The organism is Azospirillum sp. UENF 312511, from assembly GCF_058780635.1.
The window spans coordinates 747,888-764,008 of the sequence record NZ_JBSNCG010000001.1 but is presented as its reverse complement, the minus strand read 5'-3'; the positions used below and the strand labels follow the sequence as shown (position 1 = coordinate 764,008).

Here is a 16,121-nt window from a genome sequence, read left to right as displayed (position 1 = left end):
CGCCAGCATGGGGAAGCCGGGCCGCCGCGGCAACCCACCCTTTCCGCCTGTACGGCCCTCCATTTTGGAGAAGGGGGTCACGCCGTGACGTGGTCCTCCGCATCGCGCGCCGTCCGCACCCCGGGGCCCTCCACCCAGCCCCCCAACTCGCGCTCGACGAGGTCGGACAGGAAGATGACATGGTCGGGATGGTCGTTCAGGCAAGGAATGTAGGTGAAGCGCTCCCCGCCCGCCGCCATGAAGGCGTCCTTCACCTGGAACTGGATCTCTTCCAGCGTCTCCACGCAGTCGGCGGAGAAGCCCGGTGCGATCACCGCGATCTTGGTCTTGCCGGCGCGGGCCAGCTCCTCGACGGTCTTGTCGGTGTAGGGCTTCAGCCATTCCGCCTTTCCGAAGCGCGACTGGAAGCTGTACTGCACGCGTCCCGGCTCCCAGCCCAGCCGCTCGGCCAGCAGGCGCGCGGTCTTCACGCAGAAGCAGTGGTAGGGATCGCCGCGGTCGAGATAGACCTTCGGCAGGCCGTGGAAGCTCGCCAGCAGGACGTCCGGCGTGTGGTCCAGCGCCGCGATGTGCCGCACCACCGAGCGGGCCAGCGCCTCGATGTAGCCCGGCTCGTCATGATAGGCGGGGACGGTGCGCACCGCCGGCTGCCAGCGCATGGTCATCAGCTGGCGGAAGGCCTGATCGTTGGCCGTGGCCGTCGTGGTCGCCGAATATTGCGGGTAGAGCGGGAACAGCAGGATGCGGTCGCAGCCCTGGTCCTTCAGCCGCTGGATCGCCGGGCCGACCGCCGGCTGGCCGTAGCGCATGGCCCAGTCCACCACCACGCTGTCGCCGTGCCGCGCCGCCAGCGCCGCCGCGACGCCCTCCGCCTGGGCGCGGGTGACGGTCTTCAGCGGGCTTTCGTTGCGCTCCTCGTTCCAGATGCTTTTGTAGGCATGGCCGCTCTTGCCCGGACGCACGGTCAGGATGATGCCGTTCAGCACCGGCCACCACACCGCCTTCGGCACCTCGATCACGCGGGGGTCCGACAGGAACTCCTTCAGATAGCGGCGCATCGACCAGTAGTCGGTCGCCTCCGGCGTTCCGAGATTCATCAGAAGCACACCGACGCGGCGCGCGGGAACCGGCGGATGGTCGGCGGGCTTGGAAATGGGCTGCATAATGTCGGTCACCTCGATGTCGCGGCGGGCAGCATAATAGCGAGCCGAACCCATCGGAAGCAGCCCTTTGTCCCTATGCGGTCGATAGGGCCGGGCTATCCTCCGGCCGTTCGGACAGGCTCTTACGTGCGTTCGGCGAAAACGGATTTCAGATCGACCGCGCCGTCCGACCGCGCATCGAGGTCGAGCTGCCGCTCCACCTCGTCGAGATGCTCCATCATCAGCCGCAGCGCCGCGCCCGGCGGGCCGGACTCCAGCGCCTCGACGAAGCGCCGGTGCTCAGTGGCGGAGCAGGAATGGGAGGACCGCCGCTCGAACGCCGCGATGGCGAGGCTGGAGCGGTCGATCAGGTCCGCCAGGATGCCGGCCAGCGTGGCGTTCCCGGCGAAGTCGGCCAGCAGTTGGTGGAACTGACCCGACAGGCGGATCAGCGCCATGCGGTCGCCGGCCCGGTCGGCCTCCTCCTCCCGCGCCAGATGGGCGCGCAGCTTCGCCGACGTCTCGTCCGGCAGGGGGCGGGGGGTGCGCTCCAGCGCCTCGACCACGGCACGCTCGATCACCCGCCGGGCCTCGAACACCTCGCGCGCCTCCCGCGCGGTGGGCTTGGCGACGAAGGCGCCGCGGTTGGGGATCAGCGTCACCACGCGCCGTTGCGCCAGCAGCAGCAGCACCTTGCGCACCCGCTCGCGGCTGACGCCGAACACCTCGGCCAAGCTCTCCTCGGCCAGCTTGGTGCCGGGCGGCAGCCGGCGGTCGGCGATGGCCTCGCCGATGCTGCGGACGATGCGGGCCTCCGCCCCCTCCCCCCGCCCGCGGACGGCGCGGCGGGGGGCGCTCAGGACAGTTTTCATGATGGCACGGGCGCTGTTCAATGTGTTGCCGCAGATTGTGCACAAACCGGACCAGCGGGCAAACGCAGCTCCCGCGCCCTGCCCATGCATCGGGCACAGCCCACCCATGCACAATTTCGCGCCACAGCGCTGAAATCCTGACCAATCGCTGATTTTTGCCGCCGGAAAGCCGCGGAAATCCGCCATTCACACGCTGGCATGGAACTTGCAGACATATTCGACAGCCGCAGCGGGACCTGCGGATTGTGCACAAAATCGGAGAGGGCCATGACCGACAGAACGACCGCAGCCGGTTCGCCCGCCACCGGATCAACCGTCGAGCTGGTGAAGCTGCGCAAGTTCTACGGCTCCACCGTCGCGGTGGACGGCATCGACCTGCGCATCGCCGCCGGCGCCTATTGCTGCCTGCTCGGCCCCAGCGGCTGCGGCAAGACCTCCACGCTGCGCATGATCGCCGGGCATGAGGACATCTCCGACGGCGACCTGCTGATCGGCGACACGGTGGTCAACGGAGAGCCGCCGGCCCGCCGCGGCACCGCCATGATGTTCCAGAGCTACGCCCTGTTCCCGCACCTCGACTGCACCGACAACGTCGCCTTCAGCCTGAAGATGAAGGGTGTCGCGAAGGAGGAGCGCCGCCGCCGCGCGCGGGAGATGCTGGACCTCGTCCACATGTCCCAATACGCGGACCGGCTGCCCGCCCAGCTCTCCGGCGGGCAGCAGCAGCGCGTCGCGCTGGCCCGCGCACTGATCACCCGGCCGGGCGTGCTCCTGCTCGACGAGCCGCTGTCGGCGCTCGACCCCTTCCTGCGCATCCGCATGCGGGAGGAGCTGAAGCGTCTGCACACCGAGCTTGGCATCACTTTCGTCCATGTCACCCACAGCCAGACCGAGGCGATGGCGCTGGCCGACCTCGTGGTGGTGATGAACCAGGGCCGGATCGAGCAGGCCGGCCCGCCGCGCGAGGTCTTCAACCAGCCGCGCACCGCCTTCGTCGCCCGCTTCATCGGCGGCCACAACGTGGTGGAGGACGCCGCCGGCCGCCGGGCCGTGCGGGCCGACCGCATCCTGCTCGGCCAGCCGGCCAGTGCCGATCACGGCACCGACCACCAGCTCGAAGGCACCGTCCGCGCGCTGGAGTATCACGGCGCCTCGGTCCACCTGACGCTCGACGTGCCGGGTGCCGAGGACTTCGCCGTGGTGCTGGACGAATCCCGTTTCTACGACGCCCCGCTTGCCATCGGCGACCGCGTGACCGCGGGCTGGAAGGCGCGCGACGTCCACCCCCTGGTTGCCTGACTTTCCGATCCAACCCCCAAGAACCGACCGACCATACTGGAGGCACAGAGCATGACCGAGACGCGCACCGGCTCGCCCCTTTCCGCCGGGACCACCACGGGCGTCAGCCGCCGCACGCTGCTGAAGGGCACCGCCGCCGCCGCGGGCGTCGCCATCGGGTCGGGGGCGATCACCGGCTTCCCCACCATCTGGGCGCAGAACATCAAGAACGTCACGCTGCGCCAGTTCGGCACCGGCGTGTCGAACCTGAACGCCGTCGCCGACAAGGTGAAGGAGGACCTGGGCTTCACACTGCAGATGACCGCGCTCGACAGTGACGCGGTGGCCCAGCGCGCGGTGACCCAGCCGAAGTCCTACGACATCGCCGACATCGAATACTGGATCTGCAAGAAGGTCTTCCCGGCCGGCGTGATGCAGCCGATGGACGTCTCCAAGATCAAGAACTTCGACAAGATCGTCCCGATCTTCGTCAACGGCAAGCTGACGCCGGAGAGCGCCGTCGCCCAGGGCACCGCGCCGCACACCGTCGGCTTCGTCGAAGGCAAGGACAGCATCAAGTTCGCCAAATCGGCCACCCAGTGGATGACGCTGATCCCGACCATCTACAACGCCGACACGCTGGGCATCCGCCCCGATCTGGTCGGCCGCCCGATCAGCAGCTGGAAGGACTTGCTGGACCCGGCCTTCAAGGGCAAGGCGTCGATCCTGAACATCCCCTCCATCGGCATCATGGACGCCGCCATGGTCTGCGAGGCCATGGGCGAGGTGAAGTACGGCGACAAGGGCAACATGACCAAGGAGGAGATCGACAAGACCCTCAAGATCATGACCGACGCCAAGAAGGCCGGGCAGTTCCGCGCCTTCTGGAAGACCTTCGACGAGAGCGTCAACCTGATGTCCTCGGGCGAGGTCATCATCCAGTCGATGTGGTCGCCGGCCGTGGCCGCCGTGCGCGCCAAGGGCATCCAGTGCGTCTACCAGCCGCTGAAGGAAGGCTACCGCGCCTGGGGCGGCGGCCTCGGCATTGCCAAGCATCTGAGCGGGCTGGAGCTTGAGGCGGCCTACGAGTACATCAACTGGTACCTGTCGGGCTGGGTCGGCGCCTATCTGAACCGCCAGGGCTATTACTCCGCCGTGCTCGACACCGCGAAGGAGCACATGTCGCCGGACGAGTGGGCCTTCTGGATGGAGGGCCAGCCGGCCAAGACCGACATCCTCAACCCCGATGGCAAGGTGATGGAGAAGGCCGGCGCGGTGCGCGACGGCGGGTCGTTCCAGGACCGCATGGGACGTGTCGCCTGCTGGAACGCGGTGATGGACGAGGACCGCTACATGGTCCGCAAGTGGAACGAGTTCGTCGCGGCGTAAGGCGCAATTGCCCCCACCCTTCCCATGCTGCGCATGGGCCCCTTCCCTCCCCCGCTCCCGCAGGGGAGGGAGCATCAAATTCCCTCCCCCGCCCAGCGGGGGAGGGGCAGGGTGGGGGCAAGACTCTCCCACACCAACACTCCCCCACGGCACCGGACCCCTCCGCCATGACCGTCTCCGCCGCCCCATCCGAAGCGTCCAGCGCGTCCGCGGCACCGCGGGGCGGCGGGGTGCGCCGTTCCGTGCTGCGCCGGGTCGCCCCCTACCTCCAGGCTGGGCCGCTGGCGCTGACGCTGCTGGTCTTCCTGCTGATCCCCATCCTGACCATCGTCACGGTCAGCTTCTGGGACTACGACAGCATCCGCATCTACCCGGACTTCGTGCTGACCAATTACGAGGAGCTGCTGACCTCGCCGGTAACCTGGAAGACCTACCTGAACACCGTGAAGTTCGCGGCGCTGACCTGGGTCATCACGCTGCTGATCGGCTTCACGGTGGCCTATTTCCTGGCCTTCCACGTCCAGTCCACGACTTGGCAGATGGTGCTGTTCCTGGTCTGCACGATCCCCTTCTGGACCTCCAACATCATCCGCATGATCTCGTGGATTCCCTTCCTCGGGCGCAACGGGCTGCTGAATTCCGGGCTGATCTCCGCCGGGCTGATCGAACAGCCGCTGGAGTTCCTGCTGTTCTCGGATTTCGCGGTGGTGCTGGCCTTCGTGCACCTCTACGCGCTGTTCATGGTGGTGCCGATCTTCAATTCGATGATGCGCATCGACCGCGCCCTGGTCGAGGCGGCGCGCGACGGCGGCGCCAGCGCGGCGCAGGTGGTCTGGAACGTCATCCTGCCGCTGGCCAAGCCGGGCATCGCCATCGGCTCCATCTTCGTGGTCACGCTGGTGATGGGCGACTTCATCACCGTGCGCCTGATGAGCGGCGGGCAGAGCGCCTCCATCGGGCTGATGATCGCCAACGAGATTTCGCTGCTCCAGTACCCCGCCGCCGCCGCAAACGCGGTCGTGCTGCTGGCCGTCGTCCTCATCATGGTCGTGGCGATGCTGCGCATCGTCGACATCCGCAAGGAGCTGTAAGCGATGACCGGCAGTGTCATGCGGAACAAGGGGCGCGGCCTGTCCTTCTACCTGCTCGCCGCCTTCTTCGGGCTGTTCGTCCTGTTCCTCTACGGGCCGATCGCCACCATCACCATCCTGTCCTTCCAGGGACCGGAGGGCGGGTTGACCTTCCCGATGAACGGCGTCTCCATCCACTGGTTCAAGAACCTGTTCGAGCAGCAGGCGGTCGGCGATTTCGGCGGCTCCTTCCGCCGCTCCATCGCGCTGGGGCTGACGGTGATGGTGCTGACGGTGCTGTTCTCGCTGCTCGCCGGCTTCGCCTTCCGCCGCCGTTTCCTGGGCAGCGGGGCGCTGTTCTATCTGGCGGTGGCGAGCCTGATCGTGCCGTCGATCCTGGTCAGCCTGGGCATCGGCCTGCTGTTCAACATCCTGGGGATCGAGCCGACCTGGTACGGCTCGGCGCTCGGTGCGCACCTGACCTGGACGCTGCCCTTCGGCCTGCTGATCGTCTTCGCCATCTTCAACCGCTTCAACCCGGCTTACGAGGAGGCGGCGCGCGACCTCGGCGCCACGCCCTGGCAGACGGTGCGGCATGTGGTGCTGCCCATCCTGCTGCCCAGCCTGATCGGCGTCGGGCTGTTCGGCTTCACCCTGTCCTATGACGAGTTCGCGCGCACGCTGATGACCGCGGGGTCCTTCAACACCCTGCCGCTGGAGATCTACGGCATGACCACCAACGTCACGACGCCGGTGCTCTACGCGCTGGGCACGCTGACGACGCTGTTCTCCTTCACAGTCATCGGCCTGTTCCTCGCCGGGGTGATGATCCTGCGCCGCCGCCGGCTGCGGCGGACCGGCGCCGCTTGAGGAAACAAGGACCAACCATGCGCATCCTGGTCGTCAACCCGAACACCACCGCCTCGATGACCGAGAAGGCCGGGACCGCTGCCCGCGCCGTCGCGGCGCCGGGAACGGAGATCGTCGCCGCCAACCCGGCGATGGGCCCCGCCAGCATCGAGGGTTATTACGACGAGGCGCTCGCCGTTCCCGGCCTGCTGGAGGTGATCGCCGCCCACGGGCGCGCCGCACCGGGCATCGACGGCGTGGTGATCGCCTGCTTCGACGACGTCGGGCTGGACGCCGCGCGCTGCCTGTCCACCGTCCCGGTAATTGGCATCTGCGAGGCGGCGATGAAGACCGCCACCCTGCTCGGCGGGCGGTTCAGCGTGGTCACCACCATGCCGCGCTCCGTCCCGGCGCTGGAGCATCTGGCGGAGCGTTACGGCGTGGCCGGGCGCTGCCGGGTGCGCGCCGCCGACGTGCCGGTGCTGGCGCTGGAGGACCCGACGTCGGGCGCCGTGGAGCGGGTGCGCGACACCATCCGCCACGCCATCGCGGAGGACGGGGCGGAGAGCGTCGTTCTGGGCTGCGCCGGCATGGCCGATCTGGCGCGCGCCCTGACCGCGGAGATGGGCGTGCCGGTGGTGGACGGCGTGACGGCGGCGGTGAAGCTGGTGGAGGGGCTGGCCGTGCTGGGCTTGCGCACCGGCAAGACCGGCGGTTACGCTTTCCCCCTGCCCAAACCCTACGCCGGGGACATGGCACGCTTCGCCCCCGCCCCGCAGCCCTGACCCGGAGGGACGCCATGGAAGGCTACCGCGTGCGCGTGATGAGCCGGGCCGAGCTGGATCTGGCCGTGGATTGGGCGCGGGCGGAGGGCTGGAACCCCGGCCTGCACGACGCCGGGGCCTTCCACGCCGTGGACCCCGAAGGCTTTCTGATCGGGGAACTGGACGGCGAGCCGGCGGCCTGCCTCTCCGTCGTCCGCTATCCCGACAACTTCGGCTTCCTCGGCTTCTACATTGTGCGGCCCGAAATGCGCGGGCGCGGCCTCGGCTGGGACCTCTGGCAAGCCGGGCTGAGGCATCTGGAGGGCTGCACCGTCGGGCTGGACGGGGTGGTGGCGCAGCAGGACAATTACCGCAAGTCCGGCTTCGCGCTGGCCTACCGCAACATCCGCTACGGCGGCGCGCCGCCCGCCGGAACCTCCTCCGCCGCGGCGCTGGTGGACGCCCGGACGGTGCCCTTCGACCGGCTGCTGGCGTGGGACCGCGCGCTGTTCCCGGCGCCGCGCGCCGGCTTCCTGTCCAACTGGATCACGCTGCCCGGCGCCTCCGCGCTGGCCGCCGTGGTCGACGGGGCGTTGCGCGGCTTCGGGGTGATCCGTCCCTGCCACAGCGGCAGCAAGATCGGCCCGCTCTACGCCGCCGACCGCGGCACGGCGCGCGATCTGGCGCTGGCGCTCGCCGCCACGGCGGGGGACGGCCCGATTTTCCTCGACGTTCCAGAGGTCAACCGCGACGCCGTGCTGCTGGCGGAGGAGCTGGGCCTGACCCCGCAGTTCGAAACCGCCCGCATGTATCTGGGCCCCGCCCCAACCATCGACACGGCGCGCCTGTTTGGCGTGACGACCTTCGAACTGGGCTGAAGACGGGCAAGCGTTACCGTAACAGTCCGTTACCAAACAGGGGGCCGCCGGACACACGCCGGCAACAAGGCGCGCGCAGCATCGGGGCATCGGGATCACGATCCCGGCCTGACGAGAAGAGGGACACCCCCATGTCGCGCACCCTGATCGCCGCCATGACCACCGCCTTGACCGCCGCCACCCTGCTGGTCGGCCTGGGCACCCAGGACGCCTCCGCCGCCGGCTGGGGACCGGATCATCGCGAACCGCCGCGGATGGAGCGGGACCACCGCGGCCCCAATGCGCACCGCCCGGAAGCCCATCGCCCGCCTCCGCCGGTCCACCGCACGGCACGATACTGGAAACCCGGCGACCGCCTGCCCACCGCCTACGCGTCGCGGCGCTACGTCATCGCCACGCCCGCCGCTTATCACCTGCACCGGCCGCCGCGCGGCCATCACTGGGTCCGCGCCGGGTCGGACGCCGTTCTGGTGGCGTCCCGCTCGGGAGTCATGGTCCGGATCGTCCCCGGCCTGTTCCGCTGAGACCATCGCCTTCCCTCATGGACGTGACATGGCCGGGCGGTCTACTCTCCCCGGAGTTGCACCGCCCTCCCCCGCGATGCCCGCTCCTCACGATGGACGCTTCATGACGGACAGCCGCCGCACCCGGTCCTCGCTCACCGATGCCCTGACCCTGCACAACGATGGCCGTGGCGACGAGGCGGAGCGGGCGTACCGCCAGATCCTGAAGCGCGAGCCGCGGAACCCCGACGCTTGGCACCTGCTGGGCGTGCTGCAGTCCGAGCGGGGCGATCACGACGGCGGAATCGCCAGCATCCGCACCGCCCTGTCCATCCGGGAGGCGCTGGAGTACCACCTGAATCTCGGCTCCGTCCTGCTCGATGCGGGCCGCGTGGACGAGGCCCTGGACGCCCTGATGGCGGCGCTGCGCCTCGGCCCGGACCGGGCGGACATCCATTTCCGGCTGGGCAACCTGTTTCGCGTTCAGCGGCGGCCCAACGAGAGCGTCGCCGCCTACCGCCAGGCCATCGCGCTCCAGCCCGGCTTCGTGGAGGCGTTGAACAACCTCGGCTCCCTGTTCCTGGAGGTCGGGCAGACCGACGCCGCCATTGCCGCCTTCACCGACGCCATCCAGGCGGCGCCGGCCAACGCCGAGTCCCACGGCAACCTCGGTTACGCGCTGGACCTGCAGGACCGGCTGGGCGAGGCGGCGGCGGCCCACCGCGTCGCCCTGACCTTCCGGCCCGAATTCGCCCTGGGCTGGTCCAACCTCGGCAACGTCCTGAAAGGACAGGGGCATCTGGACCAGGCCATGGCCGCCTACCGCTCGGCGCTGACGCACCGCCCGGGTTTCCCGATGGCGCACAGCAACATCCTGATGGCCCAGCATTACCTGCCGGAGTGCGGAAACGCCGACTTCCTCGCCGCCGCCCGCGACTGGGCCGGACGAAACGACGGCGGGCTCCCGGTGGCCGCTCCGGTGGTGCGGGACGACGGTCCCCGCCCGCTGCGCATCGGCTACGTCTCCAGCGATTTCAACAGCCATCCGGTCGGCTATTTCCTGGAAAGCGTGTTGAGGGCGCACGACCGCAAGGCGGTCACCGCCTTCGGCTACGCCAACAACGGCCGGACCGACGACGTGACGGAGAGCCTTCGCGCCGCCGCCGACGGATGGCGTCCGATCGTCGGCATGGACGACGCAGCGGTGGCCGAGCTGATCCGCCGGGACGGCATCGACATCCTCGTCGATCTCTCCGGCCATACGGGAAACAACCGTCTGCCCCTGTTCGCCCGGCGGCCCGCGCCCGTCCAGGCGAGCTGGCTCGGTTACTTCGGGACGACCGGCCTGCCGGCCATGGACTGGATCATCGCCGACCGCCATGTCCTGCCGCCGGGCGAGGAGCGCTTCTTCACCGAGAAGGTCTGGCGCCTGCCCGACAGCTATCTGTGCTTCACCCCGCCGGCGGAGGAAGTGCCGGTCGGGCCGCTTCCCATGCTCGGCGGCGGGCCGGTCACGCTCGGCGCCTTCCACAACCGGGCCAAGATCACCCGGCCGACCGTCGCGCTGTGGGCGCAGGTCCTGACCGCGCTGCCGCAGGCCCGCCTGCTCCTGAAATCGCGGGAGTTCGGCGATTACGGCGTGCGGCAGGCGTTGCGCGACCAGTTCGCCGCGCACGGCATCGCGCCGAACCGCCTGCGCATGGAAGGGAGGACGCCGCGGGCGGACTATCTCAACAGCCACAACCGCATCGACCTCGCGCTGTCTCCCACCCCTTTCGGCGGCGGCACGACGACGGCCGAGAGCCTGTGGATGGGCGTGCCGGTGGTGACCCTGCGCGGCGACCGCTGGGCAGGGCGGATCGGGGTCAGCTTCCTGGAAACGCTGGGCCTCGCCGACCGGTTGGTGGCGGACAGCCCGGAGGATTACATCGCCAAGACCGCCACGCTGGTCGGCGACCTTGGGGCGCTGGCCGCCCTGCGCGCCGGGCTGCGGGAGCGCGTGCGCCAATCATCTTTGTGCGACGCGCCGGCCTTCGCCCGGTCGCTGGAGGAAGCCTATTGGTCGATGTGGCGCGAACCGTAAGGGGGCCGCGGGCGAGCCAAAGGAAGTCCTTCCGATACGCCCTGGCACAACGGCGCCGAACATGCGTTGAAAGGACCGACGACGCAGCGGAAGCGAGGCCGAGACGCCGATGATGAAGGATCCCAAACAGATCGCGCGGGTTGCCCTGCAATCGGCGCGCGTCAATGTCGAGGTCTACGAGGCCTGCGGCCTGATCGACACGCCGTCGGCCCACGGCCTGCGCTACAAGATCGCCGTGCAGGCCAGCGACGTGAACGGCGACGAGTGCCGCTTTCCCTCCTGCGCCTGCCCCTGGCCGGACTGTTCCCGCCAAGCGGAGGCGGGAGCGGAAGGCGATCAGCCCAGCGGACCGACCGTCTCCACGTAACGCTCCATGGCGGCGACGCCCTCTTCGGTCAGTTCGATGAAGACGCGGCGGCCATCCTTGTCGTCGGCGATGCGCCGGACCAGCCCGCGGTCGTGCAGGTCGGTGATGCGGCGCAACGCCGTGGTCTGCGCCACGCCCGACGCGATGCACAGCGACGACACGGAGATCCGCCGCCCCTGGAGATGATTGATCATCAGGTCGAGCAGCATGTCCCAGCAGGGGTCCTCGAACAGGCCCTTGGGAAAGAACTTCTCACGCGCGGCGCGCTTGCGCCGGATCGCCGTCAGGATTCCCAGGCTGTCCGACGCACCGCCCTCGGCCACCGCCTCGCAAGCGGACTGAGGCGCAGTGGCGATGGCCGCCGGGGAGGCCACGGGCACCGCCGCCATACCCCCGGTTGCCATGCGATTGGCCGCGACGAAAGGCATCACGCGGGCCGCCTCGGCCACGCCGCGCAAGGCGCGCACCGTCTCGACGAGCGCCAGACCGTGGAGATAGGCCTGCTCCAGCGCGTCGCCGTGGCCGTCCTTCAACGCCGGCGAACCATTTGGGGCCGGTGACGCGATCCCCTGCCCGCCGTTGAGGACACGGGCCAGCGCGCGTTCGACCTGGGCTTCGTCCTCCGGATCGGTCACCACGTCGGCGGCCTCCAGGCGCAGGGCGCGCACCACGTCGTCCGCCTCCGGATTGCGGGCGAAGAGGATGCAGGCGAGGCCGCGGTGGGTGCGGTGCAGCCGCTCCATCAGCGCCAGACCGTCGAACCAGGGCGACCCGCCATCCACGAACACGACACCGACGCTGCGGTCCACGTCGAGCAGGCCCAGCGCCGAGATCACGTCGCGCGTGTCCTGCACCCGGTGGCCGAGCCGCAGGGCGCAATCGCGAATGCCGGCGATGGCCGCGCTGTCGTTGCCGATGATCAGAATGGAAGGCGCCGCCGCTGCGTACGCCACCGCCGTTTGGCTGGCCGCCGTTTGACCGGCCGCCATGTGACCAGTCAGCGTGAGACGCTCCGCCGAACGCGGAGCCAGGGACCGTTGCATGCCGCTCTCACCCGCATCAGATCGCGCGCCGGTTGACCGGCGGCTGTGTCAGGCCCGGCGCGGCAACCCGTTGCGGCGGAACGCTCCGCCACCCCCAGGTACCCGCTTGGAACCGTCAATCATTCGTTGGGTGATGTATAGCATTACCTCGTTCGAACGCGTATCAACGGCCGTTGATACTTTTCGATCGGAGTAACATGCGGTTTATTATTGCATATTAATCATTATCGTCAAGATTTGTCAGATTCCAATGCATAGCCGATCCCACGGACGGTAATGATCGGCGAGGGTGCGCCGTCGTCCAGCCGCATCTTGCGGCGCAGCCGGGTGATCAGCGTGTCCACCGTGTGCTCGCTGATGGAACGCGGGTCGCGGTTGCTGATGACGTCCAGCAGATACTCGCGGCTGACCGGGTTGGGCCGCATCGCCGCCAGCGCCGCCAGGATGTTGAATTCCCCCGTCGTCAAAGCGAGGTAGGAACCATCGGGACGGAACAGCGCCCGGCGCACCAGATCGAGACGCCATCCCCGGAAGGTCAGCGGCGCGTCGGGCGCCGCCGCTCCCTCCGCCGATGCGGGAGGAGCAGCGGACGCTCCGGAGCGGCGCAGCAGGTTGCGGATGCGGATCAGCAATTCCAGCAAATCGACCGGCTTGGTCACATAGTCGCCGCCGTGGGACAGGCCGGCGATGCGGTCGGTCGGGCTGTCGCGGCCGGTCACGAAGATCAGGGGAACGGTTTCCCCCAGCCGCAACCGCTCGGCCAGGGCCAGCCCGTCGCAATCCGGCAGATTGATGTCCAGCAACACCAGATCGGGCCGGTCCTGCGCAATGCGCGCGGTCAGTTCCGCACCGTTCGCGGCCCGCAGCACCCGCAGCCCCTGATGCTCCAGATAGGTCGCGATCAGATCCTGCGTTTCCGGGGAGTCCTCGACCACCAGCACGGTCCGCCCGACCAGTTCCGATCCGACGCTCATGATGCCCTGCCCGCCGCCGTTCCCGCCGCAACAACCTCCGTTGCAAAAACCCCTATCGCCATCATGTCAGACCCGCCTCCCCCTTTTCGATGGCGCGCAGGGCGGCGTGAAGCCGGTCCCGCAGCGCCGCCGCGTCCCCTTGCATGGAAGCGGTCCCCCCGCCCCCGCTTTCGACGGCCTGCGCCGTCCGCTCCAGTGCCCGCGCCGCGGCGCTCACCTCCGGAAAGCCATAGGTGCCGCCGCTGCCCTTCATGCGGTGGGCCGCATCGACCACGCGCCGGGCCGGCGAATCCGCGTCGTCGAGGACCGCCAGAACCTCCCGGCAGGCCTGGGCGAAGCGGTCCATCAGCCGGGCCCGATCGGCGCTGGACAGCCCGCCGGCGACCGGCCCCACCGTGAGCGGCGCACTCTGGACCGCCGAGGACGGAGCGGGCGCGCAGGAGCCGGACGGCGCGTGCCGGGCGAGCGCGTCCTGAAGCGCGTCGGGGTCCACCGGCTTCGCCACCACCTCGTCCACGCCGGCCTCCAGATAGTCCGCCCGATCCTCCGGAGAGCTGTTGGCGGTCACCGCGATCACCGGCACCAGCGCGCGCTCCGCATCCGGCAACGCGCGGATGCGCCGTGTCACCTCCACGCCATCGATGCCCGGCAGCCGCATGTCGAGCAGGACGACGTCCACGGTCCTGGTCGCCAGAACCGCCAGGGCCGCCTCGCCGCTCTCCACATAGACGGCGCGATGGCCGCCCGGCGCCAGATACTCGCGCAGGATGGCCTGGTTCTCCGGCGCGTCCTCCACCACCAGGATGTCCAGGCTTCCCGGCATGGGCATGGGAGCGGCGCGGTCCGGTGACGGATCGGCGACTGGAAGCGGGCGGGTCGGCAGCGAGACCGTGAAAAGGGAGCCGCCACCCGGCCGCCCCTCCAGACAGACGGTGCCGCCCATCAGCCGGACGAGCCCGTCGACGATGGCGAGGCCCAGCCCGGCGCCCTCCCGTCGGTTGCCCTCCAGCCGGCTCCCCTCCAAACGATGGAAGGGCTCGAAAATGATGGCCTGCGCCGCCCGCGGCACGCCGGGGCCGCTGTCCGCCACGGTCAGGCACAGGACGACCGTCCCGCTGGCCGCATCCGGCGGCGCCGGCCTGGCGGTCAGCGTCACCTCCACCCCGCCGCGTTCGGTGAATTTCACGGCGTTGCTCAGCAGGTTCAGAACGATCTGGCGCAGGCGCAATGGATCGATCCAAAAGCGTGCCGCCCCCAGCCCGCTGACCGTCAGGGACAGGGCGAGCCCCTTCTCCTCGGCGCCCGCCCGCATCAGCGCCACGGCGTCCTCGACCAGCGCCACCACGTCGGTGGGCTGAGGATGAAGCTCCATCCGGCCCGCCTCCAGCCGCGACAGATCGAGGATGGTGTCGAGCATCGAGACGAGATGCCGTCCCGCCCCGTCCGCGACGCGCAGCCGCTCGTCCATCTGGACGGTCGGTCCCTCGCGGCGGATCACCCGCACCATGCCGAGAATGGCGTTCAGCGGGGTCCGGACCTCGTGGCTGAGGTTGGCGAGGAAGCGTTCCAGCGTCGCCGACTTGTCCGACAGGGCGCGGGTGCGCTCGGCGATCTGGCGCTCCAGCCCCTCGTTGAGGGCGACCAGTTCCTGCGACAGCCGGCGCTCGTTGAGGAAGGCCGTCTCCACCCGCCGCCCCAGCACCAGCGCGTGGCTGAACAGGAACAGCAGCGCGCCGTAGGGGACGAGGTCGATGCTCTCGAAGAGATGCGCGTACATCAGCGCGTCGTGCACCACCGACCCCAGGAAGGCCAGCGCCCCCGCCCCCAGCAGGAGCGCGCCGGAATGGCGGCGCAGGGCGGCCACGGCGAGGCGCCACGCGAAATACAGGGCCGACAGCACGAGCAGCAGGCTCGCCACGTCGCGCAACCGGGTGAATTGCGCCGGCTCGGTCACCAGCACCAGGAACATGCCGGGCACGGCGACCGCCATCATGGCGCGCCCCACCCCACGGTGCAGGCATCCGGGAAACAGCTCGCGCAGCAAGTGGAAGTAGATCGGGTAGAACAGGTAGATCGGCAGATATTCCAGCCGGTAGGCCCACACCTCCGACACGCCGGGGAAGAAGACGCGCAGCAGTTCGCTGGTGCAGATCAGCCGCATGGCGCAGGCGGCCAGCAGCATGACCAGGAACAGCGGGGCCGCCGACAGGCGCCGGCGCAGGAAGGCGCCGATGAACAGCGCCATCAGGGACAAGGACATCAACGCCCCGGCGTTGGTCATCAATTGCCGCTGCCACAGCCGCGACAGCCCGCCGTTGGCGTCGAGATAAATCGTGCGCCCGATTCCGCCCTCGAAATGGAAGTGGTTGGAGACCTCCACCGCCAGTTCGATCACCCGCTCGCCGCCATGCAGCGTGACGAAACGGGAAACGGAGGACGACTGCTCCTGCGCCGCGGCCAGGGCCGGAACCCCCGCGGCGGCGACCGAGCGGCCGTCCACCCACACCCGCATGGCCGAGTTGACCGGCGGAACCTTCAGCGTCAGCGGCGGCATGCCCGGCGGCAACAGGATCTTCAGGCGGAAGGTGGCGGCGCCAAACCCGTCCATCTTCCGACCGTCCGGGCGCTCGGCGCCGTTCCAGATCGCCGGCAGGGCGAAGGGGGTCCAGAGCGCCCCATCCGGCTCCGGCAAGGGATTCAGGGTTTCCTCGCCGGCCAGACGGTCCCAGGACACCAGCCATTCGCCGTCCAGCGACACCGGCCCGTCGAGGTCGGCGTACCAGCCGCGCAGGTCGAGCACGCCGCGCTCCGCCTGCGGCAGGGCGGTGGCCAGGGCCGGAACGCTGCCCGGAGCGGTGCAAAGAAAAGCGAGGAGCAAAACCGCGCCCAGCCGTCGGGCGGCACAAGCA

The 16,121-nt window shown here is 69.4% G+C and carries 14 protein-coding genes; 9 read left to right on the top strand and 5 right to left on the bottom strand.

What is annotated here, in order from left to right; all coding sequences use genetic code 11:
- Positions 1-77: 77 nt before the first annotated feature.
- Both hemH and ACWPN7_RS03405 read right to left on the bottom strand, forming a co-directional pair.
- A complete protein-coding gene (gene hemH / locus ACWPN7_RS03410) occupies positions 78-1,163 on the bottom strand; it encodes a ferrochelatase (protein ID WP_459196676.1) in 1,086 nt (361 codons plus the stop codon).
- 122 nt (positions 1,164-1,285) lie between these two features.
- Positions 1,286-2,014, bottom strand: coding sequence for a GntR family transcriptional regulator (locus ACWPN7_RS03405; RefSeq protein WP_459196675.1), 729 nt, complete (start codon positions 2,012-2,014; stop codon positions 1,286-1,288).
- 267 nt (positions 2,015-2,281) lie between these two features.
- Between ACWPN7_RS03405 and ACWPN7_RS03400 the strand changes: the two genes are divergently transcribed.
- The 9 genes from ACWPN7_RS03400 (at position 2,282) to ACWPN7_RS03360 (ending at position 11,195) form a co-directional block, all read left to right on the top strand.
- On the top strand, positions 2,282-3,313 hold the full coding sequence (locus tag ACWPN7_RS03400; RefSeq protein ID WP_103039553.1) for an ABC transporter ATP-binding protein: 1,032 nt from the start codon (positions 2,282-2,284) through the stop codon (positions 3,311-3,313).
- 51 nt (positions 3,314-3,364) lie between these two features.
- Positions 3,365-4,681: an ABC transporter substrate-binding protein gene (locus ACWPN7_RS03395; protein ID WP_459196674.1), complete on the top strand. Its 1,317-nt coding sequence runs from the start codon at positions 3,365-3,367 to the stop codon at positions 4,679-4,681.
- A gap of 167 nt (positions 4,682-4,848) precedes the next feature.
- Complete coding sequence (locus ACWPN7_RS03390; protein ID WP_459196673.1) at positions 4,849-5,772, top strand: ABC transporter permease; 924 nt, start codon at positions 4,849-4,851, stop codon at positions 5,770-5,772.
- A gap of 3 nt (positions 5,773-5,775) precedes the next feature.
- Positions 5,776-6,621 carry an ABC transporter permease gene (locus tag ACWPN7_RS03385; protein WP_459196672.1) on the top strand — a complete coding sequence of 282 codons (846 nt, stop codon included), beginning with the start codon at positions 5,776-5,778 and terminating at the stop codon, positions 6,619-6,621.
- 17 nt (positions 6,622-6,638) lie between these two features.
- On the top strand, positions 6,639-7,385 hold the full coding sequence (locus tag ACWPN7_RS03380; RefSeq protein ID WP_459196671.1) for an aspartate/glutamate racemase family protein: 747 nt from the start codon (positions 6,639-6,641) through the stop codon (positions 7,383-7,385).
- Positions 7,386-7,399: 14 nt separating this feature from the next.
- Positions 7,400-8,242 (top strand): GNAT family N-acetyltransferase, encoded by an 843-nt coding sequence (locus ACWPN7_RS03375; protein WP_459196670.1) that lies wholly within the window; start codon positions 7,400-7,402, stop codon positions 8,240-8,242.
- Positions 8,243-8,373: 131 nt separating this feature from the next.
- Positions 8,374-8,766 (top strand): RcnB family protein, encoded by a 393-nt coding sequence (locus tag ACWPN7_RS03370; protein WP_051658256.1) that lies wholly within the window; start codon positions 8,374-8,376, stop codon positions 8,764-8,766.
- Positions 8,767-8,869: 103 nt separating this feature from the next.
- Positions 8,870-10,828 (top strand): O-linked N-acetylglucosamine transferase, SPINDLY family protein, encoded by a 1,959-nt coding sequence (locus ACWPN7_RS03365; RefSeq protein ID WP_459196669.1) that lies wholly within the window; start codon positions 8,870-8,872, stop codon positions 10,826-10,828.
- A gap of 109 nt (positions 10,829-10,937) precedes the next feature.
- On the top strand, positions 10,938-11,195 hold the full coding sequence (locus ACWPN7_RS03360) for a hypothetical protein (RefSeq protein WP_035676379.1): 258 nt from the start codon (positions 10,938-10,940) through the stop codon (positions 11,193-11,195).
- Here the strand turns inward: ACWPN7_RS03360 and ACWPN7_RS03355 are convergent.
- The 3 genes from ACWPN7_RS03355 to ACWPN7_RS03345 all read right to left on the bottom strand — a co-directional run bounded on the left by ACWPN7_RS03355 (position 11,165) and on the right by ACWPN7_RS03345 (position 16,090).
- A complete protein-coding gene (locus tag ACWPN7_RS03355; RefSeq protein ID WP_451994316.1) occupies positions 11,165-12,238 on the bottom strand; it encodes a response regulator in 1,074 nt (357 codons plus the stop codon). The genes ACWPN7_RS03360 and ACWPN7_RS03355 overlap by 31 nt on opposite strands.
- A 230-nt stretch (positions 12,239-12,468) precedes the next feature.
- Positions 12,469-13,212: a response regulator transcription factor gene (locus tag ACWPN7_RS03350; RefSeq protein WP_492273110.1), complete on the bottom strand. Its 744-nt coding sequence runs from the start codon at positions 13,210-13,212 to the stop codon at positions 12,469-12,471.
- Positions 13,213-13,273: 61 nt separating this feature from the next.
- Positions 13,274-16,090 carry a response regulator gene (locus ACWPN7_RS03345; protein ID WP_459196668.1) on the bottom strand — a complete coding sequence of 939 codons (2,817 nt, stop codon included), beginning with the start codon at positions 16,088-16,090 and terminating at the stop codon, positions 13,274-13,276.
- Positions 16,091-16,121: the final 31 nt, after the last annotated feature.

What these genes read in the sequence shown, in the direction of transcription:
- hemH (WP_459196676.1), bottom strand. Translation starts at nt 1,163, where the DNA reads ATGCAGCCCATTTCCAAGCCCGCCGACCATCCGCCGGTTCCCGCGCGC.
- ACWPN7_RS03405 (WP_459196675.1), bottom strand. Translation starts at nt 2,014, where the DNA reads ATGAAAACTGTCCTGAGCGCCCCCCGCCGCGCCGTCCGCGGGCGGGGG.
- ACWPN7_RS03400 (WP_103039553.1), top strand. Translation starts at nt 2,282, where the DNA reads ATGACCGACAGAACGACCGCAGCCGGTTCGCCCGCCACCGGATCAACC.
- ACWPN7_RS03395 (WP_459196674.1), top strand. Translation starts at nt 3,365, where the DNA reads ATGACCGAGACGCGCACCGGCTCGCCCCTTTCCGCCGGGACCACCACG.
- ACWPN7_RS03390 (WP_459196673.1), top strand. Translation starts at nt 4,849, where the DNA reads ATGACCGTCTCCGCCGCCCCATCCGAAGCGTCCAGCGCGTCCGCGGCA.
- ACWPN7_RS03385 (WP_459196672.1), top strand. Translation starts at nt 5,776, where the DNA reads ATGACCGGCAGTGTCATGCGGAACAAGGGGCGCGGCCTGTCCTTCTAC.
- ACWPN7_RS03380 (WP_459196671.1), top strand. Translation starts at nt 6,639, where the DNA reads ATGCGCATCCTGGTCGTCAACCCGAACACCACCGCCTCGATGACCGAG.
- ACWPN7_RS03375 (WP_459196670.1), top strand. Translation starts at nt 7,400, where the DNA reads ATGGAAGGCTACCGCGTGCGCGTGATGAGCCGGGCCGAGCTGGATCTG.
- ACWPN7_RS03370 (WP_051658256.1), top strand. Translation starts at nt 8,374, where the DNA reads ATGTCGCGCACCCTGATCGCCGCCATGACCACCGCCTTGACCGCCGCC.
- ACWPN7_RS03365 (WP_459196669.1), top strand. Translation starts at nt 8,870, where the DNA reads ATGACGGACAGCCGCCGCACCCGGTCCTCGCTCACCGATGCCCTGACC.
- ACWPN7_RS03360 (WP_035676379.1), top strand. Translation starts at nt 10,938, where the DNA reads ATGATGAAGGATCCCAAACAGATCGCGCGGGTTGCCCTGCAATCGGCG.
- ACWPN7_RS03355 (WP_451994316.1), bottom strand. Translation starts at nt 12,238, where the DNA reads ATGCAACGGTCCCTGGCTCCGCGTTCGGCGGAGCGTCTCACGCTGACT.
- ACWPN7_RS03350 (WP_492273110.1), bottom strand. Translation starts at nt 13,212, where the DNA reads ATGAGCGTCGGATCGGAACTGGTCGGGCGGACCGTGCTGGTGGTCGAG.